At 64.1% G+C, this 25360-nt stretch carries 28 protein-coding genes; 14 read left to right on the top strand and 14 right to left on the bottom strand.

Annotated features, from left to right (window positions below; genetic code table 11):
• The 11 genes from KUV74_RS17250 (at window position 1) to bioA (ending at window position 8301) form a co-directional block, all read left to right on the top strand.
• The gene (locus tag KUV74_RS17250; protein WP_222516953.1) at window positions 1-567 is read left to right on the top strand and encodes a KdsC family phosphatase; all 567 of its coding nucleotides are present in this window, start codon (window positions 1-3) and stop codon (window positions 565-567) included.
• A complete protein-coding gene (gene lptC / locus KUV74_RS17245) occupies window positions 564-1139 on the top strand; it encodes an LPS export ABC transporter periplasmic protein LptC (RefSeq protein WP_108447662.1) in 576 nt (191 codons plus the stop codon). The genes KUV74_RS17250 and lptC overlap by 4 nt, the downstream gene beginning before the upstream one ends.
• 12 nt (window positions 1140-1151) lie before the next feature.
• Window positions 1152-1682, top strand: coding sequence for a lipopolysaccharide transport periplasmic protein LptA (lptA, locus tag KUV74_RS17240; RefSeq protein WP_083970449.1), 531 nt, complete (start codon window positions 1152-1154; stop codon window positions 1680-1682).
• Window positions 1682-2407, top strand: a complete 726-nt coding sequence (gene lptB, locus KUV74_RS17235) for an LPS export ABC transporter ATP-binding protein (protein ID WP_045993254.1) — start codon at window positions 1682-1684, stop codon at window positions 2405-2407. The genes lptA and lptB overlap by 1 nt, the downstream gene beginning before the upstream one ends.
• A 270-nt stretch (window positions 2408-2677) precedes the next feature.
• Window positions 2678-4090, top strand: a complete 1413-nt coding sequence (locus KUV74_RS17230; protein ID WP_222516952.1) for an RNA polymerase factor sigma-54 — start codon at window positions 2678-2680, stop codon at window positions 4088-4090.
• Between the two features lie 159 nt (window positions 4091-4249).
• Window positions 4250-4558 carry a ribosome hibernation-promoting factor, HPF/YfiA family gene (gene hpf, locus KUV74_RS17225; RefSeq protein ID WP_108447660.1) on the top strand — a complete coding sequence of 103 codons (309 nt, stop codon included), beginning with the start codon at window positions 4250-4252 and terminating at the stop codon, window positions 4556-4558.
• A 5-nt stretch (window positions 4559-4563) separates the two neighbouring features.
• Window positions 4564-5049, top strand: coding sequence for a PTS IIA-like nitrogen regulatory protein PtsN (gene ptsN, locus KUV74_RS17220; protein WP_045993251.1), 486 nt, complete (start codon window positions 4564-4566; stop codon window positions 5047-5049).
• Between the two features lie 53 nt (window positions 5050-5102).
• Entirely contained in the window at window positions 5103-5984 is an 882-nt protein-coding gene (gene rapZ, locus KUV74_RS17215; RefSeq protein WP_222516951.1) for an RNase adapter RapZ, read from the top strand.
• Window positions 5985-5986: 2 nt separating this feature from the next.
• Window positions 5987-6256: an HPr family phosphocarrier protein gene (locus KUV74_RS17210; protein ID WP_045993249.1), complete on the top strand. Its 270-nt coding sequence runs from the start codon at window positions 5987-5989 to the stop codon at window positions 6254-6256.
• Window positions 6257-6307: 51 nt separating this feature from the next.
• A complete protein-coding gene (locus KUV74_RS17205) occupies window positions 6308-6832 on the top strand; it encodes a hypothetical protein (protein ID WP_124804346.1) in 525 nt (174 codons plus the stop codon).
• 194 nt (window positions 6833-7026) lie between these two features.
• Window positions 7027-8301 (top strand): adenosylmethionine--8-amino-7-oxononanoate transaminase, encoded by a 1275-nt coding sequence (gene bioA / locus KUV74_RS17200; protein ID WP_222516950.1) that lies wholly within the window; start codon window positions 7027-7029, stop codon window positions 8299-8301.
• A gap of 192 nt (window positions 8302-8493) precedes the next feature.
• On the opposite strand, the gene KUV74_RS17195 is transcribed toward bioA, so the two are convergent.
• From KUV74_RS17195 to KUV74_RS17180, 4 genes are all read right to left on the bottom strand, one after another.
• Window positions 8494-9909 (bottom strand): 4Fe-4S binding protein, encoded by a 1416-nt coding sequence (locus KUV74_RS17195; RefSeq protein WP_315900854.1) that lies wholly within the window; start codon window positions 9907-9909, stop codon window positions 8494-8496.
• A gap of 107 nt (window positions 9910-10016) precedes the next feature.
• Window positions 10017-10859 (bottom strand): FTR1 family protein, encoded by an 843-nt coding sequence (locus tag KUV74_RS17190; RefSeq protein ID WP_222516949.1) that lies wholly within the window; start codon window positions 10857-10859, stop codon window positions 10017-10019.
• Window positions 10856-11254, bottom strand: coding sequence for a cupredoxin domain-containing protein (locus tag KUV74_RS17185; protein ID WP_231498632.1), 399 nt, complete (start codon window positions 11252-11254; stop codon window positions 10856-10858). Before KUV74_RS17185 ends, KUV74_RS17190 begins: the two co-directional genes overlap by 4 nt.
• 12 nt (window positions 11255-11266) lie before the next feature.
• Window positions 11267-11812 (bottom strand): iron transporter, encoded by a 546-nt coding sequence (locus tag KUV74_RS17180; protein WP_222516948.1) that lies wholly within the window; start codon window positions 11810-11812, stop codon window positions 11267-11269.
• Window positions 11813-12035: 223 nt separating this feature from the next.
• Here KUV74_RS17180 and KUV74_RS17175 point away from each other — a divergent pair, with 223 nt between their 5' ends.
• The gene (locus tag KUV74_RS17175; RefSeq protein ID WP_213228702.1) at window positions 12036-12353 is read left to right on the top strand and encodes a helix-turn-helix domain-containing protein; all 318 of its coding nucleotides are present in this window, start codon (window positions 12036-12038) and stop codon (window positions 12351-12353) included.
• A gap of 50 nt (window positions 12354-12403) precedes the next feature.
• Here the strand turns inward: KUV74_RS17175 and KUV74_RS17170 are convergent, their stop codons facing one another.
• The gene (locus KUV74_RS17170) at window positions 12404-12754 is read right to left on the bottom strand and encodes a hypothetical protein (RefSeq protein ID WP_222516947.1); all 351 of its coding nucleotides are present in this window, start codon (window positions 12752-12754) and stop codon (window positions 12404-12406) included.
• Between the two features lie 110 nt (window positions 12755-12864).
• Here KUV74_RS17170 and KUV74_RS17165 point away from each other — a divergent pair, with 110 nt between their 5' ends.
• Window positions 12865-13770 carry a cation diffusion facilitator family transporter gene (locus KUV74_RS17165; protein ID WP_213228704.1) on the top strand — a complete coding sequence of 302 codons (906 nt, stop codon included), beginning with the start codon at window positions 12865-12867 and terminating at the stop codon, window positions 13768-13770.
• 11 nt (window positions 13771-13781) lie between these two features.
• Here the strand turns inward: KUV74_RS17165 and KUV74_RS17160 are convergent, their stop codons facing one another.
• From KUV74_RS17160 to KUV74_RS17120, 9 genes are all read right to left on the bottom strand, one after another.
• The gene (locus KUV74_RS17160; protein ID WP_213228705.1) at window positions 13782-14321 is read right to left on the bottom strand and encodes a GNAT family N-acetyltransferase; all 540 of its coding nucleotides are present in this window, start codon (window positions 14319-14321) and stop codon (window positions 13782-13784) included.
• Window positions 14322-14406: 85 nt separating this feature from the next.
• Window positions 14407-15192: a diguanylate cyclase gene (locus KUV74_RS17155; protein WP_222516946.1), complete on the bottom strand. Its 786-nt coding sequence runs from the start codon at window positions 15190-15192 to the stop codon at window positions 14407-14409.
• Window positions 15189-15581, bottom strand: coding sequence for a biofilm regulation phosphoprotein SiaC (siaC, locus tag KUV74_RS17150; RefSeq protein ID WP_249742852.1), 393 nt, complete (start codon window positions 15579-15581; stop codon window positions 15189-15191). Before siaC ends, KUV74_RS17155 begins: the two co-directional genes overlap by 4 nt.
• A gap of 15 nt (window positions 15582-15596) precedes the next feature.
• Window positions 15597-16127: a biofilm regulation protein kinase SiaB gene (siaB, locus tag KUV74_RS17145; RefSeq protein WP_108132639.1), complete on the bottom strand. Its 531-nt coding sequence runs from the start codon at window positions 16125-16127 to the stop codon at window positions 15597-15599.
• Window positions 16115-18184 carry a biofilm regulation protein phosphatase SiaA gene (gene siaA, locus KUV74_RS17140; RefSeq protein ID WP_213228708.1) on the bottom strand — a complete coding sequence of 690 codons (2070 nt, stop codon included), beginning with the start codon at window positions 18182-18184 and terminating at the stop codon, window positions 16115-16117. Before siaA ends, siaB begins: the two co-directional genes overlap by 13 nt.
• A gap of 260 nt (window positions 18185-18444) precedes the next feature.
• Window positions 18445-20256, bottom strand: coding sequence for an acyl-CoA dehydrogenase C-terminal domain-containing protein (locus KUV74_RS17135; RefSeq protein WP_222516945.1), 1812 nt, complete (start codon window positions 20254-20256; stop codon window positions 18445-18447).
• A gap of 121 nt (window positions 20257-20377) precedes the next feature.
• A complete protein-coding gene (locus KUV74_RS17130; protein ID WP_213228710.1) occupies window positions 20378-21139 on the bottom strand; it encodes an SDR family NAD(P)-dependent oxidoreductase in 762 nt (253 codons plus the stop codon).
• Window positions 21140-21245: 106 nt separating this feature from the next.
• Window positions 21246-22898, bottom strand: a complete 1653-nt coding sequence (locus KUV74_RS17125; protein WP_213228712.1) for an AMP-binding protein — start codon at window positions 22896-22898, stop codon at window positions 21246-21248.
• A 388-nt stretch (window positions 22899-23286) separates the two neighbouring features.
• Window positions 23287-23853: a TetR/AcrR family transcriptional regulator gene (locus tag KUV74_RS17120; protein ID WP_045993235.1), complete on the bottom strand. Its 567-nt coding sequence runs from the start codon at window positions 23851-23853 to the stop codon at window positions 23287-23289.
• 231 nt (window positions 23854-24084) lie between these two features.
• Between KUV74_RS17120 and KUV74_RS17115 the strand changes: the two genes are divergently transcribed.
• Window positions 24085-25269 carry an acetyl-CoA C-acyltransferase gene (locus KUV74_RS17115; protein ID WP_108132634.1) on the top strand — a complete coding sequence of 395 codons (1185 nt, stop codon included), beginning with the start codon at window positions 24085-24087 and terminating at the stop codon, window positions 25267-25269.
• The last annotated feature ends 91 nt before the right edge of the window (window positions 25270-25360 follow it).

The raw sequence follows: 25360 nt of genomic DNA, 5'->3' as shown, positions 1-25360 counted from the left end.
ATGTCTCACGAGCTTCTCGCCTCCCTCGCGCCGGAACTGGTGGAGCGCCTGCGCCACATCAAGCTGCTGGCGCTGGACGTGGACGGCGTACTGACCGATGGTCGACTGCACTTCCACGCCGACGGCTCCGAGTTGAAGGCGTTCAACACCCTGGATGGCCACGGCCTCAAGCTGGCCAAGCGCGCCGGTATCCAGGTGGCCCTGATCACCGGGCGCAGCTCCCCCATGGTCACCCAGAGAGCCAGAGCACTCGGCATCGAGCACGTACAGCAAGGGGTCGAGCGCAAGCTGCCCGCCCTTGAATCGCTGTGCGATTCGCTTGGCCTGACCCTCGACCAGGTCGCCTACTGCGGCGATGACCTGCCCGACCTTCCCTGCATCCATCGCAGTGCGGTCGGCATCACCGTGCCAGGCGCCCCCTGCTATCTTCGTCAGCACGCCGACTGGGTCACCCAGGTTGCCGGCGGACATGGCGCGGTGCGCGAGATCACCGACACCCTGCTGATGGCCCAGGGCCGCCTCGACGATATCATCGACAGCTACCTGAGCAACGGACCGCTGACATGAAACTGAGCGCACTGCGTCCAGGCTTTCGCTTCTGGCTGGTCATCCTGCTGCTGGTACTCGGTGGCGGCCTGACGTTGCTCGACCCCCGCGAGAGCAACGTCCCCGACCTGGTACCCAATGACAAGGCCGGCGAGCCCGACTACTACCTGGTGGATGCCCGCCTGACCCGCTTCGATGCCCAGGGCACCCCCCACCAGCGCATCGATACGCCACGCCTTGTGCACACACCGCTCGACGACATCACCCGGGTGGACCAGCCGGACCTTGCGCTGATCGACGACAGCGGCCGAGAGTGGATCGCCGACGCCGACAACGGTGAACTGGGTCCGGACGGCAACCCCCTGACCCTGTCGGGCGACGCCCATCTCGAGGCCCCCGCGGAGCGTTGGCAGCTTGATACCGAGGTATTGGTCTACGACAGCGACAGTGGCCATGTCTGGAGCGAAACGCCAGCCGTCCTACGCCAACCCCCTCAACAGATGCAAGGGGAGCGCTTCGACGCCTGGATCCATGACAATACCGCTCGCCTGACCGACAATGTCACCGGTCATCATCCGCCAGAGCCTCAATAAGGAGCCCCTTCCATGATGCGTCCAAGTCCCGCCCTCCTGCTTGCCCTGGCCCTTGGCCTGGCCGCCGGCGCCACCGGCAGCAGTGTCCTGGCGCTGGAGAGTGATCGCAGCGCACCGATTCAGGTGGAGGCCGACCAGCTGGATCTCGATGATCGCGCCGGTACCGCGGTCTATACCGGCGACGTGCGCATTGTGCAAGGCAGCATGATCCTCACCGGCGAACGCGTCGAGATCCAGCGCAACGACCAGGGACAACTGTCACTGGCGACCGCGACCGGCTCACGTGCCTACCTCGAGCAGAAGCCATCCCCGGAAGAACCGGTGGTCAAGGGCTGGGGCCGCAAGGTGATCTACCACGTGGCCGAACGCCGCATGGAGCTGATCGACCAGGCTGAGCTGCACAAGGCCAATGACACCTTCGACGGTGCCTATCTGGAGTACTTCCTCGATCGCCGCGTGGTCCAGGCCCGCTCCAGCGCCCAGGGCGTCCAGGGCGAGCAGCGCATTCGCATGACCCTCGAGCCGGAAAGCCAAGGAAACTGATGAAGACTCTCCACGCTCGCCATCTGGCCAAGAGCTACAAGAAGCGTCGCGTCGTCCAGGACATCAGCCTGTCGATCGAGCAGGGCAGCATCGTCGGTCTGCTGGGCCCCAACGGGGCCGGCAAGACCACCTCCTTCTACATGATCGTCGGCCTGGTCAGAGCCGACGCCGGCAGCATCAGCATCGATGATCGGGACCTGAGCCGCGCGGCCATGCACCAGCGCGCGCTGGCCGGTATCGGCTACCTGCCTCAGGAGGCTTCGATCTTTCGCAAGCTGTCGGTGGCCGACAACATCATGGCGATCCTCGAGACCCGCAAGGACCTCGACCGCGAGGGCCGAGAAGCACGTCTCGAGCAACTCCTCGAGGACTTCCACGTCAGCCATATTCGCGACAACCCCGGCATGAGCCTGTCCGGCGGGGAGCGGCGCCGAGTCGAGATCGCTCGCGCCCTGGCCACCGAGCCGGCCTTTATCCTGCTCGATGAACCCTTCGCCGGGGTCGACCCGATCTCGGTGGGCGAGATCAAGTCCATCATTCGTCAACTCAAGGCCCGCGATATCGGCGTCCTGATCACCGATCACAACGTGCGCGAGACCCTCGATATCTGCGATCGTGCCTACATCGTCGGCGACGGCCAGATCATCGCCGAGGGCAGCGCCGAGTCCATCCTCGCCAACCAGCGCGTCAAGGAGGTCTACCTGGGCGAGAACTTCCGCCTCTAGACCGCAGGGCCGCCCGACAGTCGCAGTCGCATCAAGCGGCCGCAACACTTACCAGCATCAGCATCCAACCGCCGGCCCCGAAAGGGTCGGCCTCACCTTGCACACAGGGCCTCCCTCGAAAGAAGCACCTCCCCCCCTACCAAGTTGTTCCACATCGACCTTTCCACTCCCTCCCACAGGTCAAAAAACACCAACTTGGCAAGATGCTTGCATGTCTGATGACTCGTCGTTAGGGTAAAGCCTTTCGACAACACTGGTGGATCCCGACCCATGGCCCTCAAGGCGTCACTGCAGCTGCGCATCGGTACCCAGCTGACCATGACCCCGCAACTGCAACAGGCGATCGGCCTGCTGCAGCTTTCGACTCTGGACCTGCGCCAGGAGGTCCAGCAGGCGCTGGAGGCCAACCCCATGCTCGAACTCGAGGACGAGTTCGGCGAACAGCAGACCAGGGAAGCCGTGGAAGATGACTGGGCGGATCAGATTCCCTCGGAACTCAGTGTGGACAGCGACTGGTCCGACACCTACCAGGACCTGGGCACCACCCCCGCCGGCAGTGGCGAGGCGCCGGATTTCGAGCGCCAGGCAAGCTCCCAGTCACTGCACAGCCACCTGAGCTGGCAACTGGCGATGCTCGACGTCAACGACCAGGAGCGCCTGATCGCCGAGAGCCTGCTCGACGCGGTCAACGCCGACGGCTATCTCGAGCAGACACTGGATGACATCGCCCAGGGGCTCGAGCAAGACGGTCGTCGCCCCCCTCCCCTCGCCGAGGTGGAGGCGGTGCTGGTTCGGCTGCAACAGTTCGAACCGACCGGAGTGTTCGCCCGCGACCTGCGCGAGTGTTTGATGCTGCAACTGGATAGTCTGCCTCGCGATACCGTCCTGCTGCCCCAGGCCGGACGACTGGTAAGACAGTTTCTCGAGGCACTGGCCAGCGGCGACCGACGTCTGCTGAAGCGCCGGCTAGGACTCGATGACGACCAACTCGACAGCGTCATCGAGCTGATCCGGAGCCTCGACCCACGTCCCGGCAGCCAGTTCGGTGACAGCGATAACGACTACGTCATACCCGACCTGGTGGTACGCCACACCGAAGAGGGCTGGCGTGTTGAACTCAATCCGGATGCAATGCCCCGACTGCGCATCCAGCCCGACTATGCTGCGCTGATTCGGCGCGCGGACAAGAGCCAGGACAACCAGTTCCTCAAGGACCACCTGCAGGAGGCGCGCTGGCTGATCAAGAGTCTGTCCAGCCGCAACGACACCTTGCTGAAGGTCGGCCGGGAAATCATGGTGCGTCAGATCGACTTCCTCGAGCAGGGAGAAGCGGCCATGAAACCGTTGGTGCTGGCCGATATCGCAGACAAGGTGGAGATGCACGAGTCCACCATCTCCCGCGTGACCACCCAGAAGTTCGTGCACACGCCTCGCGGCGTGTTCGAGTTGAAGTATTTTTTCTCGAGCCAGGTCGGCCAGGATGGCGACGCCCATTCCAGTACCGCCATCCGCGCCATGATCAAATCGTTGATTCAAAAGGAACCTGCCCGCAAACCTCTGTCGGACAGCAAACTGGTGGAATTGCTGGCGGAAGACGGCGTCAATGTCGCCAGACGCACCGTGGCAAAGTACCGGGAAGCCATGAATATTCCGTCTTCCAGCGAGCGCAAGCGACTGCGCTGAGGCCTTGCGCTGCGGCGTCGCTAGCCTAGTTATCGGGAAAGCGCAAGCACTTGAAATTTCGCATGACATCTGCGTCTTTCTGCGTAGCGTCGAGGGGGTTTGCAGGATCGGAAAAAGGGTTACAATCAAGCCACCACCCGAAAGAGCAAGGAGCCTGTCATGCAAGTCAACATCACCGGCCACCACGTCGAATTGACCGATCCCCTGCGTGACTACGTACAAGAGAAGCTCACCCGTGTGGAGCGCCACTACGACAACATCACCAACGTCCAGGTGACCCTCTCGGTGGAAAAGGAACGCCAGCTGGCCGCCTGCACCCTTCACGCCGCCGGTGCCGACCTGCATGCCGAAGCGCAGGACGGCGACATGTATGCCGCTATCGACGCCCTTGCCGACAAGCTGGACCGCCAGTTGGTCAAGCACAAGGAAAAATCCCAAGCCCGCGCCCAAGGCGCCGGAATTCGCTGACTCTCATGACATTGGAAGCCATTCTCCCTCCCGAGCGCACATTGTTCGATGTCCCGGGAGGCAGCAAGAAGAGGGTGCTGGAGTTTTTCAGCACCTTCATTGCGCAGAACACCCCGAGCCTGGACAGCCAGGAGGTCTTCAGTCGGCTGATCGGACGTGAGCGCCTGGGCAGTACCGGCATCGGCAATGGCGTCGCCATTCCCCATGCCCGCAACCCCCACTGCAAGGCGCCCATCTCCGGCTTCCTCAAACTCGCGGAACCTGTCGACTTCGATGCCATCGATGGTGAGCCCGTCGATCTGGTGTTCGTGCTGCTGGTACCGGAAGAGGCCGACGACGCCCATCTCGCCCTGCTCGGCCAGGTCGCCGGCGTCATGAACGACGCCGACACACGTCACCGTCTGCGCCACGCCAGCTCCCAGCGCGAGCTTCACGAGCGCCTGCAGGAAGCCATCCGCCAACAGGCGCCGGGGGACGACACTCCCTCCTGATCGCGGCCTTGCCTAGGCCATCAGCAATGGACGCCTGCCCAAGGAGACAGGACATGCAGCTCGTGATCATCAGTGGTCGCTCCGGCTCGGGAAAGTCCGTGGCCCTTCAGGCCCTGGAGGACCTGGGGTTCTACGCCATCGACAACCTTCCCGCGACCTTGCTGGGCGCCCTGGTGGACGAGCTGGAAAACGGTCATTCCCGCCGTATCGCCGTCAGCGTCGACGCCCGCAACCTGCCTGAGGCGTTGGAACGCTTCCCCGCCCAGCTGGCGTCCCTCAAGCAGAGTCCGATCGACTGCCAGGTGGTCTACCTGACCAGTGATGCGCGAATTCTGCTCGAGCGCTATTCCCACACGCGGCGCCGTCACCCCCTGACCCGTGATAGCGACATGACCCTGGCGGAAGCCATCGAGTCCGAGCAGAAGGCCCTTTCGGGTATTCGAGACCTGGCCGATCTGGTCATCGACAGCTCTCGCCTGTCGGTGCACGAACTGCGTTCGCGCATCGCCGAACAGGTCGCCGACCACCGCAGCGGCCAGTTGAGCCTGACCGTGGAGTCCTTCGGCTTCAAGCGTGGCGTGCCGCCGGATGCAGACATCGTGTTCGATGCCCGCTGTCTGCCCAACCCCTACTGGGAACCATCGCTGCGTGATGCCAATGGCTGCGATCCCAGCGTCATCGACTTCCTCGAACGCTATCAGGACGTCGCCGACATGAAGCGCGACATCCTCGGCTGGGTGCGCACCTGGCTACCGCGCTATCAGCAAAGCCAGCGCAGCTACCTCACCGTGGCGGTGGGCTGCACCGGAGGACAGCATCGTTCGGTCTACCTGGCCGAGGGAATCGCCTCGGCCCTGGCCGACCAGCATCCCCGCGTCCGTCTACGCCACCGCGAACTCGGCCAGCAACGCCGACTGGACAGCGGAGGACTCTAGGCGTGGCCCGACGCACCCTGACCCTGACCAATCGTCGCGGCCTGCATGCACGCGCCGCGACTCGCCTGGTTACCTGCTGCCAACCCTTTGACGCCACCGTCACCGTCCACCATGGCAGCCGCTCGGGTGACGCCGCCAACATCATGTCGCTGCTGATGCTGGCCGCCCCCTGCGGAACGGAACTGACCCTGGAGGCCGAAGGCAAGGACGCGGACGCGGTGCTGGACGCTCTGGAGGCACTGTTCGACGCACGCTTCGACGAAGACGCCTGACGTCTTCCCTCTCCTTGTTTTGACCGCCACCCCCTGCCTGCCAAGGACGCCATGCAACTGATCCAGACCGGCAAGTACACCGAGGTCCACTACGATCCGGACCAGGACGCCTTCATCAAGACCTTCACGCCCAAGACCAGCGATCGCTGGCGCTACCGCCTGGGCATCCGGCGCTACCCCGGCCACAATTTTCGCTATGTCGCCGGCCGACTGGAGCGACTGGGTATCGCCACACCGAAAATCCTGTCGGCAGAGCGCTATCGCCTGGTCACCGCCAACGTGCACGGCATCGCGCTTAAAAAGCTGGTCCTCGACTCTCCGGAACTGCAGAACCGCTACCTGGACATTCTCGAAGCCTTGTACCGTGACCGTATCCACTGTCGTGGCCTGCACACCGAGAACTTCCTGGTCGTCGACGGAGAGGTGATCGCCATCGATCTGGATGCCTACAAGGCGCCGCGGGTCTTCACCTATCCGCGCCGAGAGTTCATCGACTGCCTGAGTCGCTCGCTGAAAAACGACGAGGCGTTCCTGTTCGAGCGCTTTCTCGAACGTGTCGACGCCCAGCATCCCTGAGCCCAGCATCCCTGAGCCCAGCATCCCAGAGCCCAGCATCCCTTAGAAAGCACCGCTCCGCCTTGTACCCTCGCCTGCCCCGCTCTACCCCGGTTTTCCGGGTACGAGCGCTGGTGTTGGCGACGGCAGCAGCAGCGGTGGTAAACTTTTAACTCGCCACTCAGTTTACCACCAAGCGTCCTTCAGGAGCCGACATGACCTCTCCGGTGTGGCATCCCTACGCCCATCTCAAGACCCAGGCCCCTGCCCCCCGGGTAGTCGGCGGCCAGGGCACCCGCTTTACCCTGGACAGCGGCGAATCATTGCTCGACGCGACCTGCTCCTGGTGGTGCATGATCCACGGCTACGGACATCCACGGCTGGTCAAGGCGATTCAGGAGCAGGCTACCACGCTGTGTCACGTGATGCTTGGAGGACTAACCCACGATCCCGCCGACCAGCTCGCCCGGGAACTGGTTCGCGTCACGCCAGAGGGCCTCAACCACGTGTTCTTCTCCGACAGCGGCTCGGTGGGCATGGAGGTGGCGATGAAGATGGCGGTGCAGTACCACCATCTGCGCGGCCGCCCCAACAAGCACCGCATGCTGTCGCTGATGAAGGCCTACCACGGTGATACCGCCGGCTGCATGGCGGTGTGTGACCCCGAAGAGGGCATGCATTCGCTGTTTTCCGGCTTTCTTCCGAAGCACCATTTCGCCCCGGCGCCGACGGCACCCTATACGGCCACGCCAGAGCAGGTCGCCGCCGACCTCGACGCCTTGCGAGCGGTGCTGGAAGCCCACCACCACGAGATCGCCGCGCTGTTGATGGAGCCCCTGCTGCAGGCTGCCGGTGGCCTCAACATGACCTCTCCGGACTATCTGAAGGGTGCTCGCGCCTTGTGTGACGAGTTCGACGTGCTGTTGGTGTTCGACGAAGTGGCCACCGGCTTTGGCCGCACCGGGCGCATGTTCGCCGCCGACCATGCCGGTGTCAGTCCGGACATCATGGTGCTGTCCAAGGGGCTGACCGGCGGCTACCTTGGCCACGCGGCGACCCTGGCCAACGACCGTGTCCATGACACCTTTATCGGCGACAGCGAGCTTCACGCCTTTATGCACGGCCCGACCTTCATGGGCAATCCGCTGGCCTGTCGCGTGGCACTGGAAAGCCTCAGGGTCTTCGAGGAGGACGACTATCTGGGCCGTATCGCTCGGCTCAACGCCATCCTTGTGCAGGAACTCGCCGGCGACAGTGACCTGCGCGCCCACCCTGCGGTGGCCGACATCCGTGTGCTCGGCGCCACCGGCGTGATCGAGGTGCACGACAGTAAAGCGCTGAAAGGCGCCGCCGCCATCGCCCGTGAACAGGGCGTGTGGCTGAGGTCCTTCGGCAGATGGCTTTACACCATGCCTGCCTATATCACCTCGGATGACGAGATGCGCCAGATCATCAAGGCCATGAAGGCTCCTTTCACAGCAAACGCATAACTTTCACAGCAAACGCATAATTAGTGGGCAGGGTCGGCGCTGGCTGGCTCTCTACCAGCCCGCCGGCCTATATCACCTAGGATGAGGAAATGCGCCAGATCATTGCGGCCCCGCTTTACCAGAGACAGGCCCCTTTCACCGCAAACGCATAATTAGTGCGGTGGCTGGCTCTCTACCAGGCGATACCACGCTCTACCAGCCCCAGAACAGCAGCCACCAGGCGCCGATCACCGGCGCCTGGGCGGCGAGCATGGGCAGCATGGCCAGAAGTCGACGCGGGCCACTGGCGTAGCGTCCGAGGATGCCCCATCCAAGCCCCGCGCTTGCCAGTACGCCAAGCCCCAGCAACAGCGCCCTGGCGTCATTGGCCCAGTGGATCAGCAGGCCATCGCCTCGCAGCAGGGTCAGGGTGGTCATCGACAGGCCCAGGAAGACGCCGACCGCGGCCAGGGGTATCAGGGCGTAGGACAGGTGCCACAGTCGCTGCCAGCGCCAGCGGCCAAGCAGACGGTTGGTCAGCGACAGCGACAGCGAGACAAGCCCCCCCAGCACCAGGGTCGTGGCACCGATATAGCCCAGCAGCAGGGCTCCATCGAGCAGGGTGAAGACGTCGTTGTGTTCGGGATAGTGGGTCAGCAGCCACCAGGGTGCGCTGGTTTCCAGCGGCCATCCCCAACCGTGCTGATAGAGCCAGACAGCCGCCTGCTGCTTGGCGGCCACGAACCAGGGGCTCGCCGACCAGTGGAATGCCCCCACCGCGATGCCCAGCAGGCCGAACACCACCAGCACGAACTCCCACAGGGTCGCGGGTCGCTGAGGCGGTGGCGACAACACCTCGATGCCGGGCGCCCTGAGCTCGAGATGGATAGCATCCTTGTAGCCTGAACAACGCGAGCACAGATGGCAGTCACTGGCGCTGTCCAGCTGCTTCAGCGGGATCAGCACCGGGCAGTCCGGAGCCCGACTTCTTGACACCTCACGCCGGCGCTGGCGCCGTCCGTGTTCGGTCCACACCTCGGGGTCGGCGCGGTAGTGCAACGGCGCCAGCTTGGCCAACAGCGCAAAGACGCCGCTGACCGGACACAGATGGCGACACCAGACGCGCTTGCCCTTGCCGTAGACCAGACCGATCACGGCCGCCGCCAGGGTCGAGCCCCCCAGCACCAGCAGCGCGGCCTTGGGATACTGGTAGACGCTGACCAGCTGCCCATAGATCGTGGTCATGGCGAAACCCACGAACGGCCAGCCACCCCAACGCATCCAGCGCGGTATCGCCCGGCCCATGCCGACACGGCTGGCTGCTTCCGTGATGGCACCCTCCGGACACATCATCCCGCACCATAGCCGCCCCGCCACCACCATGCTGACCATGACAAAGGGCCACCAGATACCCCAGAACACGAACTCGGCGAACACCGTGAGGTGATCGAGGATGCGTGCCTCATGGTTCGGCAGGGGCAACAAGGGCGGCACCAGCAGCAGCACGGCGTAGAACGCCACCACGGCCCACTGCAGTGTCAGAATCCAGCGCCGATGATGCTTCAGCCAGGCTCCCAGACGTGCCCAGCGTCGGGTCTTGCGGGCGCCTGGATGCCGATTCTCAGCCACGGTTGGCCGAGTCTCCTTGCCAGGCCCGCAGCGACGATCGCTGGCTTCTGGCATCACTGCTGGCGTCACTGTTGCCGTCCCTGTTGCCGGCACTGCCGCCGCCTCGTTCACGACACCGCTCCCTCAACGACGTTGTGGGACGGGCGCTGCCCGCCCACCCACCAGTAGACGAGCCCCCAATAACACAGGTAGCCGAGCACCAGCGTCGAGGAAGGCCAGGCACGGTAACCGGCGATACTGGCCAGCAGTCCGCCGACTCCCTGGCCATCATCCAGCCATACACTGGTGTCCCACAGCGGATCGATCCCGACCGGCAACCAGCCCAGATTCATCAACCGCTCGAGCGCCGCCACCCACAGGCCCGCCGCCACCAGCAGCAGCAGGATCTCGCTGGCCCGGAAGAACCCGCGCCAGGCCAGTCGTCGCGAGGACCACTGCAGCATCACGAAGCAGGCAGCCGCCGTGACAAAGCCGAGACCTGCGGCCAGGACGAAGGAGGTCAGTTGTCCGCCTCGCCACTGGGCCAGCCCCAGACCGTACAGAAACACCAGGGTCTCGGCGCCTTCCCGAGCCACCGCCAGGGCCACCAGGGTAGCGATGCCCCACAGCCGTGAGCGCGACAGACACAGCATGGCGTCACACTCCATGGAGCGTTTGAAGGAGGCACCGCGACGGCGCATCCACGCCACCATCTGCACGATCAACGCGGCGGCCAGCGCCGACATGGCGGTCTGAAACAGGGTCTGGGCGTCACCGGTCAACCAGCGCCCTACTCCCATCAGCACAGCACCGAGCACCACCGCCAGGGCGATACCCGCCGCGACACCGCCCCACAGCCAATTCAAGGCATCACGACGCCCCTCTCGGGCGAGCCAGGCGTAGACGAGGCCGACCACCAGGATGGCCTCCAGGCTCTCGCGCAGGACCACGATAAAGGCCGCTTCGTTCATGGGTGTGCCTCCTCGGAGGCTTCCCGAGCGATGATCACGCCCTGGGCATCGGGCAGGTGAAACTCGTCGAAGTAGTCGTAGCGCCCCGGCTTCAGCGGGTGGACCACGACGAAGGAGTGAACGCCGGGACCCATCACCTTTTCCTGGCGAAGCCGGCGACTCTCGAATTCCACCGGCGTACTTCCGGCATTATGCAGTTCGATCTTGAACCGCTGCCCGGCGACGACCTCGAGTTCGACGGGATCAAGCCTGCCGTCAACAAGGGTCAACCGGTAGGTAGGCAGCGCTCCGGCTTCTGCCTGACCAGAGGTGGCGCACAGTGTCATCAGCGACAGCGCGACCAACGGCGCCGTGATCAGCGCGCCCGAGAGACGGGAACGACGTAGCAGCAACATGACCGCCTCCTCTCAGTAGCCGCCCTTCTTGCCCACGCCGGCGTAGACAAAGTCGTACTCGACGTCGAAGGGCGCATACCAGGGTGCCACGCCGGTTTCCTTGTCGATGTGACGCATCAGGTGCGGCGCTTCGATGTGGAAGCTCAGGTGATAGCGCTCCATGCCCTCGAGCGCCACATTGACACCATAGTGGGTGCCGTCGCTGGCGATCATCGGCATCAGGCTACCTTCGATCACACTGTCGCTGCCTTCCTTCTGCAACCGATAGTCAATGTGCAGAAAAGGAATCCAGGCGCCAGGAGGAAAACCGTTGTCGTTGTCCTCGAGGGCGTGAATATCCGCCTCGAGATGAATATCGGCCTCGGCAGCGGCCAGCTCACCGGCAGGCTCCATGACCACCGGCTGCAGGTAGACCGCGGCGACTTCCATGCCGTTGACCAGTTCGGGCTCGCCGATCGGATACTCCAGCGCCGAGGCACTGCTGGAAAAGACACCAAGACAGAGGGTGGTGGCCAGGGCGGCCAGGGCGGAGCGGTCAAAGATCGGCGATGCAGACATGCGAGAACCTCGGGATAGAAAATGGCGAGAACCGTTCGCGCTTCAAGAATCATTTCCATGACGAAGTTCATGAAGCACCGCCCGGTGTCGCCACACTCTAGCCTGTGCCGGCAGGCACGCCTGTGACGTGCATCAAAGTCTCGAACCTCTGTTGCACTGGCCGCGCTTTTACGTGACGCTGCACCATCGGTACCAAAGGCCCCTGACGAGATAGCGAAAGCCCATGACCAGCCTCAGCAAGACCCGCACCAGCTTCTATCGACGCCTCTACCTGGCCCATCTGGTGGCCACCGGCATCGATAGCGTGCCGGCCATCACCGCCGCCACCGGCATGCCGAGACGTACCGCTCAGGACACCCTCGCCGCCCTCGAGGAACTGGACATCCGCTGCCGCTTCGAGCATCAGCCAGGCAAGCCTCATAATATCGGCCACTATCGCATCGAGGACTGGGGGCCGATCGATCCCGACTGGCTGTCGCTTCACGCCGAGCGCCTGGGGCAGTTGCTGGGCTACCCCTCCCTCGCCAACGCGCACCCTTGATCCCTTCACCGCGCAGGCAGCGAGCGCCCATGGGTGGAGATCACGACGGCTCAGTCAACGGGGCGTGCATGCCCGAAGCTCTCTCGAAGTGCATCACTGGCACGGAGCGTCGATACCTCCAGCCCCAGCCTCTCCACCCATTCAAGCGTCGTCTCGACCCAGCCGCCCCGTGAGACCATGAGCCGGTCACCACAGCGGCGGCAACTCTCCACCAGCAAGCGATGCTCTCCGCGCCGTTCATCCGTGAGCTCGAGCCAGTCCGCCCCTTGCGTCAACTGCAGCGCTGTCTCCGGCCACCAGGCCAGCCTCAGGCGAGGATCGACGGCCTCGGGTTCACCGGCGACCAGCAGCGCAATGGCGCCGCAGCCACACTCTGCCCTGGCGTAGAGATTGTTGCTCATGGTGTTCTCCCTGTTGATCCACGCCCTGTGATAGCCGACGCGAACGCCCCGGCTGGTGCCAAACGACGCCAGCCCCTATAGTCGAGCTTTCCTCGACACTGCATCGGATCATGGATTCACGACTCGAACAACGGGCCCTGTCGCTCTCGATCATCACCACCCTGGGCGTCGCCCTGCTCGGGGTCAGTTTCGGCCTGCTGGCCGGCTCCCAGTCGATCCTCTTCGATGGCGTCTTTTCCACCATTGACGCCGCCATGTCGGGGCTTGCGCTGGCGGTATCGCGGCTGGTCGTGCGCGAGGCGACCTCACGCTTCCAGCATGGCTTCTGGCACTTCGAGCCGATGGTGGCGGCGCTCAACGGTGGCATTCTGCTGCTCTTGTGCTTCTACGCCTTTCTCAACGCGCTGCGGGAATTGCTGGGCGGCGGCCACGCCCTCTCCTTCGGCGCGGCCACCCTCTACGCCGCCGTGGTGCTGGTGATCTGCAGCGCCATGGCGGTGTATCTGAAGAAGATCAATCGCAGGGCCAACTCCGAGTTTCTGCGAATCGATCAGAAGAACTGGCTGATGGCGGCGCTGATCACCGGCGCGCTGCTGGTGGCCTTCGTGATCGCCCTTATGCTGGAAGGTACCGCGCTCGACCACTGGACACCCTACGTCGATTCGGCGCTGCTGGTGGTGCTGACCCTGGTGTTCATGCCGGTGCCCATCAACATCATTCGGCGAGCCGCCAAGGACATCCTGCTGATGGCACCCAGCGCCATCGATCGTGAGGTACACGCGGCGATGAAGGAGATCATGCAAAGAGAGGGTCTCAGCCACTACTACAGTCATGTGGCCAAGAGTGGCCGGGGCCACTTTATCGAGATCCATATCGTGACCGCGCCGAACTTCGCTGCCGGGCGCGGCATGGTAGAGATGGACGAGATCCGCGAGGAGATCTCCTCACGACTGAGCATTCCCCCCGAGCGCCGCTGGTTTACCGTCGCTTTTACCGCCGAGGAACGCTGGGCCTGAAGGCGAGGCCGTCAGCCCGGCGCGGGGTCACCGGCAAGACGCGAATAGACCACATGGGACAGCGCCCGTCCGCCGACCCATTCGCACTCGCGCAGCACGCCTTCCTGGCGAAAGCCGAGTCGCTCGGGGATAGCGCGACTACGGCTATTGCCTTCGGCACAACGAATCTCGAGTCGATGAAGCTCGAGTTCGTCGAAACCCCATTCCACCAGGGTTGCCACGGACTGCGACATCCGGCCCCCACCCTGGCGGTCGCTGCGCAGCCAATAGCCCAGCGACGCCCAGCGGTGACGTTCGACGATGCGGTTGAAGCCGACGACGCCGATCAGCTCGTCGTCCTCGAGCAAGGCAAAGTGTCGAGCGGTGCCCAGACGCCGCTCGGCCATGGCAGCGGTGACGAAGACCTCGCAATCTCCCTGCTCGCGGGTCGCATCGACCCACGGCAGCCAGGGCCTCAACGACTCCCGGCTGGCGTCGATGGCGTGCCACAGAGCGTCACAGTGTTCCTTGCCGATCGACGCAAGCCACAGCCGCTCGGACACCCTCAGCATGCTGCCGGTACCTCCTGCCTGCCAGGTCCGGACCCGCGCAACCTCCAACGCCGACACACCATCTGATGCTGAGTCAGAACGCCCGTCACTCGGCGGCCTCCCAGCGATCTCGCCCATTGCGCTTGGCCTGATACAGCGCCTGGTCGGCGCGATTCATGGTCTGCTCGTAGGTCTCGTCATGGCGGTGCTCCGCCGCGCCGATGCTGACGGTCAGCGTCAGGGAGTCGTCGCTCACCACCTGGGTGGTACGCAACTTGGCCTGGAGCCGCTCGAACAGGGGTTCAGCCGCCCACAGCGAAGCGCCGGGCAAGGCGATCAGAAACTCTTCCCCACCCCAGCGACCGACGATATCGCCACCGCGCAGGGTGTCGTCGAGGACCTTGGCCACTACCAGCAGCGCCTGATCGCCGACATCATGCCCATGCTCGTCGTTGAAGCGCTTGAAGTGGTCGATGTCCACCATCGCCAGGGTAAAATGGCGTTGCTGTCGGCTGGAGGCGGCCATCAGTCGACGCAGCTCGGTGTGCAGGCCACGACGATTGGGGATCTTGGTCAATGGATCGAGCATGACCTCGCTTTCCAGCGTCTGCTTGCGCTCGAACAGCAGCTCCTGATAACCATCGGCGATGCGTGACAGCTTGTGCTGGCGACGCTGCTGTCGCTCCAGCCGGCGTTCGGCGGTGGACAGGTCGCTCTTGACGTTGCGCTGAAAGCCATCGGAAATGGCAGCCATGCGGTCCAGCCGCTCAAGCTGCTCGGTATGCCGCCGGTAGAGCGCTTCGAGCGGTGCCTTCAGTGGATTGTCCTGATGCTCGGACGAGGCCAGCAGTGCCTCGATGTCCCGCAGCAGCTGACGATCCCTTTCGGTCATGAACTGGTATCCTCGACGGGGGTGATCGCAAACGGAAAACTGCAGTCTTCCTTGAACTCCTCGGCCAGCTCGGCGATGCGTTCGTTTCTGACATCGTAGCGCCAATCCACGCTGCAGGCCTTGCCTTCCAGGTGGGCCTCCTCCATCAGGTCGAAGATGTCCATCATCGCCTTGACCGAGCTGGTGTTGAGGTAGACCAGTTCCAGGCACACTTCGAGGGGGCTCTCGCCGTCTCGCAGGTAGTGATCTACCCAGTTCAGCACGCCACTGTAGAGCTCGAAGGTGTTTTCGGGATAGGAATCGCCACGCATGGTCAGCGTTCCGGCGTCCCAGTCAGAACGAATGTCAGGGGTCGACTGGGTCCCGTCAATCGCAATGTCGTTGATCATTTTCTCGACTTTCCGTCAGATAGTGGCGGTGATGCAGAAAAAGCTCTGTTGATCGGAGAGCGGCGTCAGGTTCGACTGAAGCGGCTGGCAGGACTTTCGCGCCATGTCGATCAATCCCAGCCCTGCTCCCCGGGAGCCGTCTTCCCGCGGCTTTCTGAGTTGCTGCTTGTAGCATCGCTTGAGCTCGACCGCGTCCATCTCGCCGAGTTCCTCGACGGTCGCCATCAGACGCTGGCCATCGGCATGCTCGACCACGTTGCCCGCCGACACCAGATAGTGACCCTGCTCGCCCCGCGCCACCGCAACGGTGGCGGTGGCGCGCTGTTCGTCATAGCCCATGGCGGTGGCGTAATGGCTGATGTTCTGGGTCATTTCGATGTAGGTCGAGAACACGTCCATCGCCGCCGATGGTGCCGCAGATTCGCTGTTGAGGTAGTTGCGAATGGCCTTGCCGATCTCTTCGATCAGGCTATGGGAAATCGGGCCATTGAAGCTTAGCAGCACGCGCTGTTTCTCGAATTGGTCGCGCAGCGTCAAGAGGTCCATGGAATTTCCTCATCATGACCGTGGTGAATATTGGACGTCGCGGACGCGGTGCCGTCCTGCTCGTCCTCGACCGCCGGCTGGAAGCACAGCAGGGTGATATCGTCACGCTGGTGCGCCTCACCCTGGAATCGCGCCAGCGCATCCAGGAAGGCCGCAACCTGTGCCCTGGGATCGAGCCCGGCGTGCTCCAGCAGCATGGCCTCGAAACGCCGCCTGCCAAAGCCAAACCCGTGCTCGCCGCCCGCCTGATCCAGGAAGCCGTCACTGCACAGCGTACAGGACCAGCCAGGCACCAGTGCCAACGTTTGATTGGTGAACTCCCCACGACGCTTGAACGCCAGGGCGCGTCGGCCACCGGCCAGTACCTCCAGGCGCTGGCCATCGGTGGCATAGAGATCCAGCTTGGCGCCGGAGAAGGTCAATTGCTGCTGGCCGGCGCCGACCCACACCAGCCCCGCATCCATGTGCGGCGTCACGCCGTGAGCCTCGCTGTCGGCCTCGAGCGTGCGGCGAATGCGCCGGTCCATCTCCTCGAGGATACCCGCCGGATTCTCGGGCCCCACCTGGTTGACCGAGTTGTCGAAGGCCGCACGGGCGAGCATGGTCATCAGGGCGCCGGGCACGCCGTGTCCCGCGCAGTCGATGACCCCCAGCAGATAGCCGCGGTCATGACCGAAGTCCCGAAACACGAAGATGTCGCCGCCGACCGTATCCTTGGGACTCCACAGCACGCCGTGCCTTAGCCCGGCGCAGCGTTGCATGTCGCGGCTGGGCAGGATCGCTTGCTGCAATACCCGAGCGCAGTCGAGGGAATCATCGATCTGACGCTTGGCCTCACTCATCTGCCGGTTGGCCAGGGTGAGATCCATGGTGCGCTGACGGATGCGTTCCTCGAGCTCCTCGGTATGGGCCTGAACCTGATCGGCCATGCGCTGGAAATCCCGTGACAGATCGCCGATCTCGTCACCGCGGTCACTGTCGAGCCTGGTGTCATAACGGCCCTGGGCCAGCGCCTGGGCGGATTGACTGAGGCGACGCATCGGGTTGACGATCAGCCGCCGCAGGGCGATCACCACCACCAGCAGCACCACCCCGAGACTGGCCACCAGGGCAAACATCAGCGGCCACAACCAACGCTTTTCCAGCAAGGTGGCGGCGTAGGGATCGACCGCCGACACCAGCCACCAGTCGAGCTCCGGCATGTAGCTGACCGCCACCACTCGCTCCTCACCGGACCACTCGAGGGTGCGGGTCTCTACCTCTCCGCCGCTCTCCCGGGCCGATGCCAGCATCTCGGCGAGGGCCTCGGGATCCCCGACCGCCGCATCGAGCACGCCGCCACCTTCATCGACCTGGCTCAAGTCGGTCGCCTGGAGCTCTCCGTCCTCTGCCATCGCCAGCACCCGACCCTCGCGGCCGAGCAGGAAGGAAGCCACGCCCAACGGTTGATCGTCGAAGCTGCTGGCCAGAAGGCGGTTGAAATTGAGGCCGCCACCGACCATGCCAAGGGGCCCGTTCTCGCCGTCGACGCGAACATTGATCCACACCCGGGTGATGTCCAGCGCCGGACTATAGGCGACCTGAACCCGGGTAGGCGCCCCACTGTCCATCATGCGGAAGTACCAGCTGTCTTCACTGTCACTGCGTGACAGCTGGTTGCGGGGGGCACGGCTCGGACTCATCTTGCCGTCGTTGAAGTAGAACTGGCGGCTGTCGTGATGCACCACAAAGTAGTCGTCACCGTCGAACTGCTGGCGAAATCCCTCGGACTCGGCGAAGAAACGGGCCTTGAGTTCCTCGTTGTCGATATCCGAGAGCCAGTCGCGGGTGACCGTCAGATCGCCGAAGCGCCTGGCCAGGGCCAGCTCGGTGGACAGCGGCGTCAGCATGCGCTGGGTATGCAGTTGGCTGTACTGCTCGGCGAAGCGTTGTCCGAAGTGGCGCTCGACGTCCTGAAGCGCGTGGCTGCCGATCCACAGCACCGGCACCAGTGCGACCAGAAAGGACAACAACGGGATAAGTAACGACTTGACCCCCAATCCCAGGTGGCGGCTCATGATGCCTCCTTGGCGAGAATCGACAGATGGAGAGAGTCTTGCATCACCTTCACTATAAGAATATGCGTATCGGCGCATCATGCCATGAAACCCGTATGGCGGCTAATGAAGTGTCTCAGTCTTCTGCTCCGACAGACGCATCCCCCGGGCTCGCTTCGCCTCGATAAAAAAAGGGCGGCGAGCCAGGCTCGCCGCCCATCAACGATCAGTCACCCGATCGAGAGAGCTCAGCAAAACATCGTGTCGACAGGCAGTCCCGTCTATACCTCGAAACCAAGGCCGAAACTTTCCGCGTCCATCGCCATCAGGCCCTCGGCCCCTGCCTGCATCTGGGCGGCGTGGGTACGGGTGCGCGGCAACAGCCGTTCGAAGTAGAAGCGCGCGGTGTGGATCTTGGCCTGGTAGAAGCTGGCGTCGCTGGGCGAGTCCGCCAGCGCTTCCCGGGCGCACTTGACCGACCGGGCGAACAGATAGGCCAGGGTCACGTAGCCCGAGTACATCAGGTAGTCCACCGAGGCTGCCCCCACCTCTTCACGATCGCTCATGGCCTTCATGCCGATGCCCATGGTCAGCTCGCCCCATTGACTGTTGAGCTTGGCCAGCGGGCCAACAAAGGGCGCCATGGCCTCGTCGTCGGCGTTGGCCTGACAGAACTTGTGGATCTCCTTTGTGAAGACCTTCAGGCTCTCGCCCTGGTTCATCAGCACCTTGCGTCCCAGCAGGTCCAGCGCCTGGATCCCTGTGGTGCCTTCGTACAGCCGTGTGATGCGTGCATCACGCACCATCTGCTCCATGCCCCATTCCTGGATAAAGCCGTGGCCGCCGAACACCTGTACCCCTTCGTTGGTGGCCTCGAAACCAAGCTCGGTCAGGAACGCCTTGACGACAGGGGTCAACAGGCCCAGCAGGGTCTCGGCCCGCTCGCGCTCCTCGCCGGCCGAACACTGCTCGACCACGTCCACCAACTGGGCGGTATACAGCACCAGCATCCGGCCGCCTTCGGCGATGGCCTTCTGGGCCAGCAGCATGCGCCGCACGTCCGGATGGACGATGATCGGGTCCGCGGCTTTTTCGGGTGCCTTGGGGCCCGACAGCGCGCGCATCTGCAGTCGATCCCGGGCGTAGGCCAGGGCGTTCTGGAAGCTCGCCTCGGCGAGCCCCAGGCCCTGGATACCGACCCCGATACGCGCGGCGTTCATCATGGTGAACATGCACGCCAGCCCCTTGTTCGGCGCACCGATCAGGTAGCCGGTGGCGCCGTCGAAGTTCATCACGCAGGTAGCGTTACCGTGGATGCCCATCTTGTGTTCGAGGGAGCCGCACACCACGCCGTTGCGCTCACCCGCTTCGCCCTGGCCATCAGGCAGAAATTTCGGCACCAGAAACAGCGAGATGCCCTTGGATCCCTCGGGTGCATCCGGCAGCTTGGCAAGCACCAGGTGGAGGATGTTGTCGGCCAGATCGTGCTCACCGGCAGAGATGAAGATCTTGGTCCCGCTGATACTGTAGCTGCCGTCATCCTGGGGCAGCGCGCGGGTCTTGATCAGCCCGAGGTCGGTACCGCAGTGGGGCTCCGTCAGGCACATGGTGCCGGTCCAGCTCCCCTCCACCAGCTTGGTCAGGTAGACACGCTGCTGCTCTTCGGTGCCGTGGTGACGCAGCGCGTCTGCCGCCCCGTGGGACAGCCCCGGATACATGCCCCAGGCCAGGTTCGAGCCACAGATCATCTCCGACAGCAGCATCGACAGTGACGGCGGCAGGCCCTGGCCGCCGTGCTCGGGCTCTGCGGCAAGGCTCGGCCAGCCACCCTCCACGTACTGTCGATAGGCCTCGCGAAAACCGCTCGGCGCCTTGACCTCGCCACCTTCGAGACGACAACCCTCGCGATCACCGCTCTGGTTGAGGGGCAGCAGCACCTCGCGGGCGAAGCGCGCGCCCTCCTCGAGGATCGCCGCCACCACGTCGGGCGAGACATCATCCCCGGCAGGAAGACGAGCATAATGGCTCGGGTAGTCGAACAGTTCGTCCATCACGAAGCGCATGTCGCGCAGCGGGGCCTGATAGTCGGGCATGGGGCACTCCTGGATTCGGTGGCTGCGCCTGCGATGGACCTCGCCAGGACGCACTTTCAAACATGTGTTTGAAAGTAGCGACGACCGCCCTCTAAGTCAAGCGTTCGTTTCAGGGCAGGATTCACTGCATGCGAATACCGCCATCCAGGCGAATGACTTCGCCATTGAGCATGCTATTGGTGATGATCTGCTCCGCCAGGCGGGCAAATTCATCGGGCTTGCCCAGCCGCTTGGGGAAAGGCACCGCCTGGGACAGCGCGGCGACGGCATCCTCGGGGATGTCCGCCATCATCGGCGTCTCGAACACGCCCGGCGCGATCGCCATCACCCGGATGCCGTGACGCGACAGTTCCCTGGCGGCCGGCAGGCTCATGCCTACCACCCCCGCCTTGGAAGCGCTGTAGGCGCACTGCCCCACCTGGCCATCGAAGGCGGCGACCGAGGCGGTATTGATGATGACCCCACGCTCACCGTCATCTCCCGGCGGGTTCTGGCTCATGGCCGCCGCCGCCAGGCGCATGACGTTGAAGGTCCCGACCAGGTTGATCTGCACGGTGCGTGCATAGGCGTCGAGGTCGGCCGGGTTGCCGTGGCGATCCACCAGCTTGGCCACACTGACCACACCGGCGCAGTGGATCACTCCGGCAAGGCCGTCACCGTGGGCCTGGGCCGCGTCGATCACCGCCTGGATGTCATCCGCCGAGGTGACATCGCCCTGCACCGCGATGGCAGCGTCGCCCAGGCGACTGGCCTGGTCCTGCACGCCCTCGCTCAAGTCGCACAGCACGACTCGACCACCGGCGGCCACCAGGCGTTCGGCACAGGCGGAGCCAAGGCCGGAGCCGGCACCGGTGATGACAAAGGTCGCGTTCTCGATACGCATGCGAATTCTCCTGATCAATCATGCAACAAGCCCCGAGCACTCGCTCGGGGCGTAAGGTAAAAACGTCTATCTGGATGCCTGGCCCGACACCATACCGACGGCTCGCTCAAGCCTTTTCGGCGGCATCGGCTCGCAGCTTGAAGCGCTGAATCTTGCCGCTCGGGGTCTTCGGCAACTCATCGACAAACTCGATCACCCGAGGGAAGGCGTGGGTCGACAGGCGCTCTCGCACCTGCTGACGAATTTCATCGGCCAGGGCATCGCTGGCCTCGAAGCCGTCACGCAGCACCACATAGGACTTGATGATCTCGCCGCGGATCTCGTCCGGCTGCCCCACAGCCGCGGATTCCGCCACCGCGGGGTGGGTCAGTACCGAGTTTTCGACGTCGGTGGGGCCGACCCGATAGCCGGCGGTGGTGATGATGTCGTCGTCGCGCCCGGCGAACTGGAAGCTGCCGTCCTCGTTGCGCACCACCACGTCTCCGGTCAGGTAGTAACCCTCGGCGAAGGGATGCTTCTCCTGCCAGGTATAGCCCGGGAAGAAGTGCGCCGGCGAGCGTTCGATATCCACCGCCAGCACGCCGGGCTCACCGGGGGGCAACTCCTGGTACTCGGCATCGAGGATCACCAGGCGGTAACCGGGCATGGGTACGCCCATGCCGCCGATGTGCTTCGGGTGCTCGAGCCGGTGGTGGTTGTTGCAGGTCATGCCGGTCTCGGTCTGGCCGTAGTGATCCATCACCGGACAGCCCAGCGCCGACTCCACCCAGCTCACCACTTCTGTATTGAGCGGCTCGCCCGCTGAACTCGCCGCGCGCAACGACAGCGTCTCATGGGCATTGTCGAACAGACCCGAGGCCTTCATCAGGCGGTAGGCGGTGGGCGCCGCGGCAAAGTTGGTGATGTCATGACGCTGCATGAAGGCAAGCGCTCCCTCGGCGCTGAACCCCGCCTCGCAGAAGTGGGTGGTGACGCCCAGCAGCAGCGGCCCGGCGATGGCGTAGTAGAGGCCATAGGCCCAGCCTGGATCGGCCATGTTCCAGAAGCGATCTTCGGGGCGCAGGTCCACGGCCAGCTCCATGTACAGCGCAAAGGCCGGCATGGCCGACAGCGGCACCGCCACCCCCTTGGGCTTGCCGACGGTGCCGGAGGTAAACATCTGCAGAAAGGGGGCGTCTGGCGACAGCCGCGGCGGCGAGTCCTGAAGCGCTTCGCTGGCCAGCGCCTCATCCCAGGACAGGTCCTGCGGGTGCGCCTCGCTGGCCCCACCCAGCGCCAGCACCGGGGGACAGCTTTCCAGGCCGTCGAACTTGTGACGATTGGCCGCGTCGGTGATGACCAGGCGGGTGTCGGCGCGTCCCAGGCGGTAGTCCACCGCATCCGGCCCGAAGGCGGTAAACAGCGGCTGGTACACCGCACCCAGACGCCAGGTCGCCACCACTGCGACCAGCAGTTGCGGCGAACGCGGCAGCATGCAGGCGATACGGTCACCGACACCCAGCCCCCGAGCCGCCATCCAGCCCGCCAGACGCGCGCTTTGCTGGTCGAGCTCACGATAGGTCAACCGGCTCACCTGACCGGCGGTGTCCTCATGCACCAGCGCCAGGACGTCGCCTCTGCCCTGCCCTAGATGTCGACCACAGCAGGCATGATAGGCGTTGAGATATCCATCCTGGTGGTCGTCCAGACGATCGATCACCTGCTGGATGTCGAAGGTCTCGCGATAGCTCTCGGCATCGACGGGCGTGACGTGGCTCATGACGGGCCTCTTGCGTTGTGATTGTTGATGAAGCTCTCCAGGGTGACCCCGGCAGCAATATTCCGTTGACGTAAGCGTCAACCTAGCAAGCGCTAGGGTTGAAGCTAGAGGCTTCAACGTCATGACACAAGCAAGAGTGCGCTAGACCATCGTCTAGGAAAACCTCGAAGTACCGCACCGACCGAGCACGACGGACGTGCCCGCGCCCTCGGCGAAAGAATGAACCTCATCGAGGCAACGACAACGCGGGAATGGGAAGAGGAGAACAGGAGCAAAAGAGAAAAGAGAAAAGAGAAAAGAGAAAAGACGAGCAGAACCGACTACCAGGCACACGGCGCGCCCCAGCTGTCCATCACAGGGGGCGGCCCGCTACTCTGCCCTTGGCAGATCAAGGACGGCGGGTGATCATCACGACCAGTTCGTGGGCCAGCTGTTCGGGGTCACGCGGCCCGTCCGGGTCGTACCAGCGCACCGTCCAGTTCAGGGCGCCCAGCACAAAGCGCGAAACCAGGGCGCGATCGCCGGTGACCAGATCCGCTGCGATGGCGTCATCCAGCACCTCGTTCCACAGCGCCTCGTAGGCGTCACGCAGGTGGGTCAGGTGGTCCCGAGCGCCATCGTCGAGGCGCCGCCACTCATACAGCGCTACCACGTGGGCGTTGCGGTCGGTCAACAGCGTATCCAGATGGGCCCGCGCCATGGCATGCAGCCTGGACAAGGGGTCGGGCGCACTGTCCTTGAGCGCGGCTCGAGCCAGCGTCAAGGCGTTCTGGGTGCCCTCTTCGATGACCGCAGCAAGAATCTCCTGCTTGTCACGAAAGTGGTGAAAGAGGCTTCCTGACTTGATCCCCATTTCCTGTGCCAGCATGCGCACGGTGGTGCGATCGAAGCCTTCCTGGACAAACAGCTGAGCGGCGAGCCGGGTCAGCTCCTTGCGACGGGGCGAGTCATTCATTACATTCATCGACAGTTACACTAGCGCTTGCTTGGTTTCGTTGAGAAAAGCATAGCCCACCCTCGGGGTCAACGTCGTTTGCTGACCTTGTCGTACGCGATTCGCGTCGCGAGCGAAACCCCGGGGACTGAACCACACTGACATCACAGCGCCGTGTCCACGGCCCACACAAACACAACACCTTGCCGCTCGATCGCAGAATCGACATGCAAGAGTTTCAGGAGTCACGCCATGAGTCAGTCCGATATCGTCTTTCTTGCCGCTGCCCGCACCCCCATGGGCGGCATGCTGGGCTCCCTGTCCAGTCAGACCGCCCCCGAACTGGCCGCCTGCGCCATTCGTGCCGCCATCAAGCGCGCCAGGATTCCGGCAGACGCCATCGAAGAAGGGATCTTCGGCTGCGTGCTGCCGGCCGGGGTCAAGCAGGGGCCGGCCCGTCAGGCCATGCGCCAGGCCGGCATTCCCGACCACCGCGGCGCCACCACCATCAACAAGCTCTGTGGCTCGGGCATGAAGGCCACCATGCTGGCCCACGACCTGATCAAGGCCGGCACCGCCGAGGTCATGCTGGCCGGCGGCATGGAGTCCATGTCCAACGCCCCCCATGTGTTGACCAAGGCCCGTGGCGGCTACCGCCTGGGCCATGGCGAGCTCAAGGACCATATGTTCCTCGATGGCCTGGAGGACGCCGAGACCGGCAAGCTGATGGGTGGCTTCGCCCAGGAGGTCGCCAGTGAGCGCGGCTACGAACGCGAGCGCATGGACGACTTCGCCATCGCTTCACTGGAGCGGGCGATGCAGGCCACCGAGGCCGGCCACCTGGCCGCCGAGATGGCCCCCGTCACGGTCTCCAGCCGTCAGGGTGACACCCTGGTCGAGCATGACGAGCAGCCTTTCCAGGCTCGTCTGGACAAGATTCGCACCCTGAGGCCGGCCTTTGCCAAGGACGGTACCATCACGGCGGCCAACGCCAGCTCCATCTCCGATGGCGCCTCTGCCCTGATCCTGTCCACCCAGGCAGCGGCGGATCGCCTCGGCGCCACCCCGCTGGCCCGCATGCTTGGCCACAGCACCCACTCGCGCCACCCCAGCGAGTTCACCATTGCCCCGGTGGGCGCCATCGAGTCACTGATGAAGAAGCTCGACTGGTCGGTGGATGATGTGGATCTGTTCGAGATCAACGAGGCCTTCGCCGTGGTCACCCTGATGGCCATGGACGATCTCGGGCTGCCCCACGACAAGGTCAACGTCTTCGGCGGCGCCTGCGCCCAGGGTCACCCGGTCGGCTCCACTGGCTCGCGGATCATCGCCACCCTGATCCACGCCCTGCGCACCAAGGGCGGAAAACGCGGGATCGCCAGCCTGTGCATCGGCGGCGGTGAAGCCACCGCCGTGGCGGTGGAACTGATCGACTGAGGCCGAGAGCTGATCGACTGACGTCGAGACCTGGTTAGCCAACGTCGTAGTCTGAAAGGCAGGCGCGATGCTTGCCTTCCACGCCAATAAG

Origin of the sequence: Halomonas sp. DP1Y21-3 (genome assembly GCF_019801245.1) — a bacterium.
Lineage (GTDB): Bacteria > Pseudomonadota > Gammaproteobacteria > Pseudomonadales > Halomonadaceae > Halomonas > Halomonas litopenaei.
This window is presented reverse-complemented; position numbering and strand designations above follow the sequence as displayed.

What these genes read in the sequence shown, in the direction of transcription:
- KUV74_RS17250 (WP_222516953.1), top strand. Translation starts at nt 1, where the DNA reads ATGTCTCACGAGCTTCTCGCCTCCCTCGCGCCGGAACTGGTGGAGCGC.
- lptC (WP_108447662.1), top strand. Translation starts at nt 564, where the DNA reads ATGAAACTGAGCGCACTGCGTCCAGGCTTTCGCTTCTGGCTGGTCATC.
- lptA (WP_083970449.1), top strand. Translation starts at nt 1,152, where the DNA reads ATGATGCGTCCAAGTCCCGCCCTCCTGCTTGCCCTGGCCCTTGGCCTG.
- lptB (WP_045993254.1), top strand. Translation starts at nt 1,682, where the DNA reads ATGAAGACTCTCCACGCTCGCCATCTGGCCAAGAGCTACAAGAAGCGT.
- KUV74_RS17230 (WP_222516952.1), top strand. Translation starts at nt 2,678, where the DNA reads ATGGCCCTCAAGGCGTCACTGCAGCTGCGCATCGGTACCCAGCTGACC.
- hpf (WP_108447660.1), top strand. Translation starts at nt 4,250, where the DNA reads ATGCAAGTCAACATCACCGGCCACCACGTCGAATTGACCGATCCCCTG.
- ptsN (WP_045993251.1), top strand. Translation starts at nt 4,564, where the DNA reads ATGACATTGGAAGCCATTCTCCCTCCCGAGCGCACATTGTTCGATGTC.
- rapZ (WP_222516951.1), top strand. Translation starts at nt 5,103, where the DNA reads ATGCAGCTCGTGATCATCAGTGGTCGCTCCGGCTCGGGAAAGTCCGTG.
- KUV74_RS17205 (WP_124804346.1), top strand. Translation starts at nt 6,308, where the DNA reads ATGCAACTGATCCAGACCGGCAAGTACACCGAGGTCCACTACGATCCG.
- bioA (WP_222516950.1), top strand. Translation starts at nt 7,027, where the DNA reads ATGACCTCTCCGGTGTGGCATCCCTACGCCCATCTCAAGACCCAGGCC.
- KUV74_RS17190 (WP_222516949.1), bottom strand. Translation starts at nt 10,859, where the DNA reads ATGAACGAAGCGGCCTTTATCGTGGTCCTGCGCGAGAGCCTGGAGGCC.
- KUV74_RS17185 (WP_231498632.1), bottom strand. Translation starts at nt 11,254, where the DNA reads ATGTTGCTGCTACGTCGTTCCCGTCTCTCGGGCGCGCTGATCACGGCG.
- KUV74_RS17180 (WP_222516948.1), bottom strand. Translation starts at nt 11,812, where the DNA reads ATGTCTGCATCGCCGATCTTTGACCGCTCCGCCCTGGCCGCCCTGGCC.
- KUV74_RS17175 (WP_213228702.1), top strand. Translation starts at nt 12,036, where the DNA reads ATGACCAGCCTCAGCAAGACCCGCACCAGCTTCTATCGACGCCTCTAC.
- KUV74_RS17170 (WP_222516947.1), bottom strand. Translation starts at nt 12,754, where the DNA reads ATGAGCAACAATCTCTACGCCAGGGCAGAGTGTGGCTGCGGCGCCATT.
- KUV74_RS17165 (WP_213228704.1), top strand. Translation starts at nt 12,865, where the DNA reads ATGGATTCACGACTCGAACAACGGGCCCTGTCGCTCTCGATCATCACC.
- KUV74_RS17160 (WP_213228705.1), bottom strand. Translation starts at nt 14,321, where the DNA reads ATGCTGAGGGTGTCCGAGCGGCTGTGGCTTGCGTCGATCGGCAAGGAA.
- KUV74_RS17155 (WP_222516946.1), bottom strand. Translation starts at nt 15,192, where the DNA reads ATGACCGAAAGGGATCGTCAGCTGCTGCGGGACATCGAGGCACTGCTG.
- siaC (WP_249742852.1), bottom strand. Translation starts at nt 15,581, where the DNA reads ATGATCAACGACATTGCGATTGACGGGACCCAGTCGACCCCTGACATT.
- siaB (WP_108132639.1), bottom strand. Translation starts at nt 16,127, where the DNA reads ATGGACCTCTTGACGCTGCGCGACCAATTCGAGAAACAGCGCGTGCTG.
- siaA (WP_213228708.1), bottom strand. Translation starts at nt 18,184, where the DNA reads ATGAGCCGCCACCTGGGATTGGGGGTCAAGTCGTTACTTATCCCGTTG.
- KUV74_RS17135 (WP_222516945.1), bottom strand. Translation starts at nt 20,256, where the DNA reads ATGCCCGACTATCAGGCCCCGCTGCGCGACATGCGCTTCGTGATGGAC.
- KUV74_RS17130 (WP_213228710.1), bottom strand. Translation starts at nt 21,139, where the DNA reads ATGCGTATCGAGAACGCGACCTTTGTCATCACCGGTGCCGGCTCCGGC.
- KUV74_RS17125 (WP_213228712.1), bottom strand. Translation starts at nt 22,898, where the DNA reads ATGAGCCACGTCACGCCCGTCGATGCCGAGAGCTATCGCGAGACCTTC.
- KUV74_RS17120 (WP_045993235.1), bottom strand. Translation starts at nt 23,853, where the DNA reads ATGAATGACTCGCCCCGTCGCAAGGAGCTGACCCGGCTCGCCGCTCAG.
- KUV74_RS17115 (WP_108132634.1), top strand. Translation starts at nt 24,085, where the DNA reads ATGAGTCAGTCCGATATCGTCTTTCTTGCCGCTGCCCGCACCCCCATG.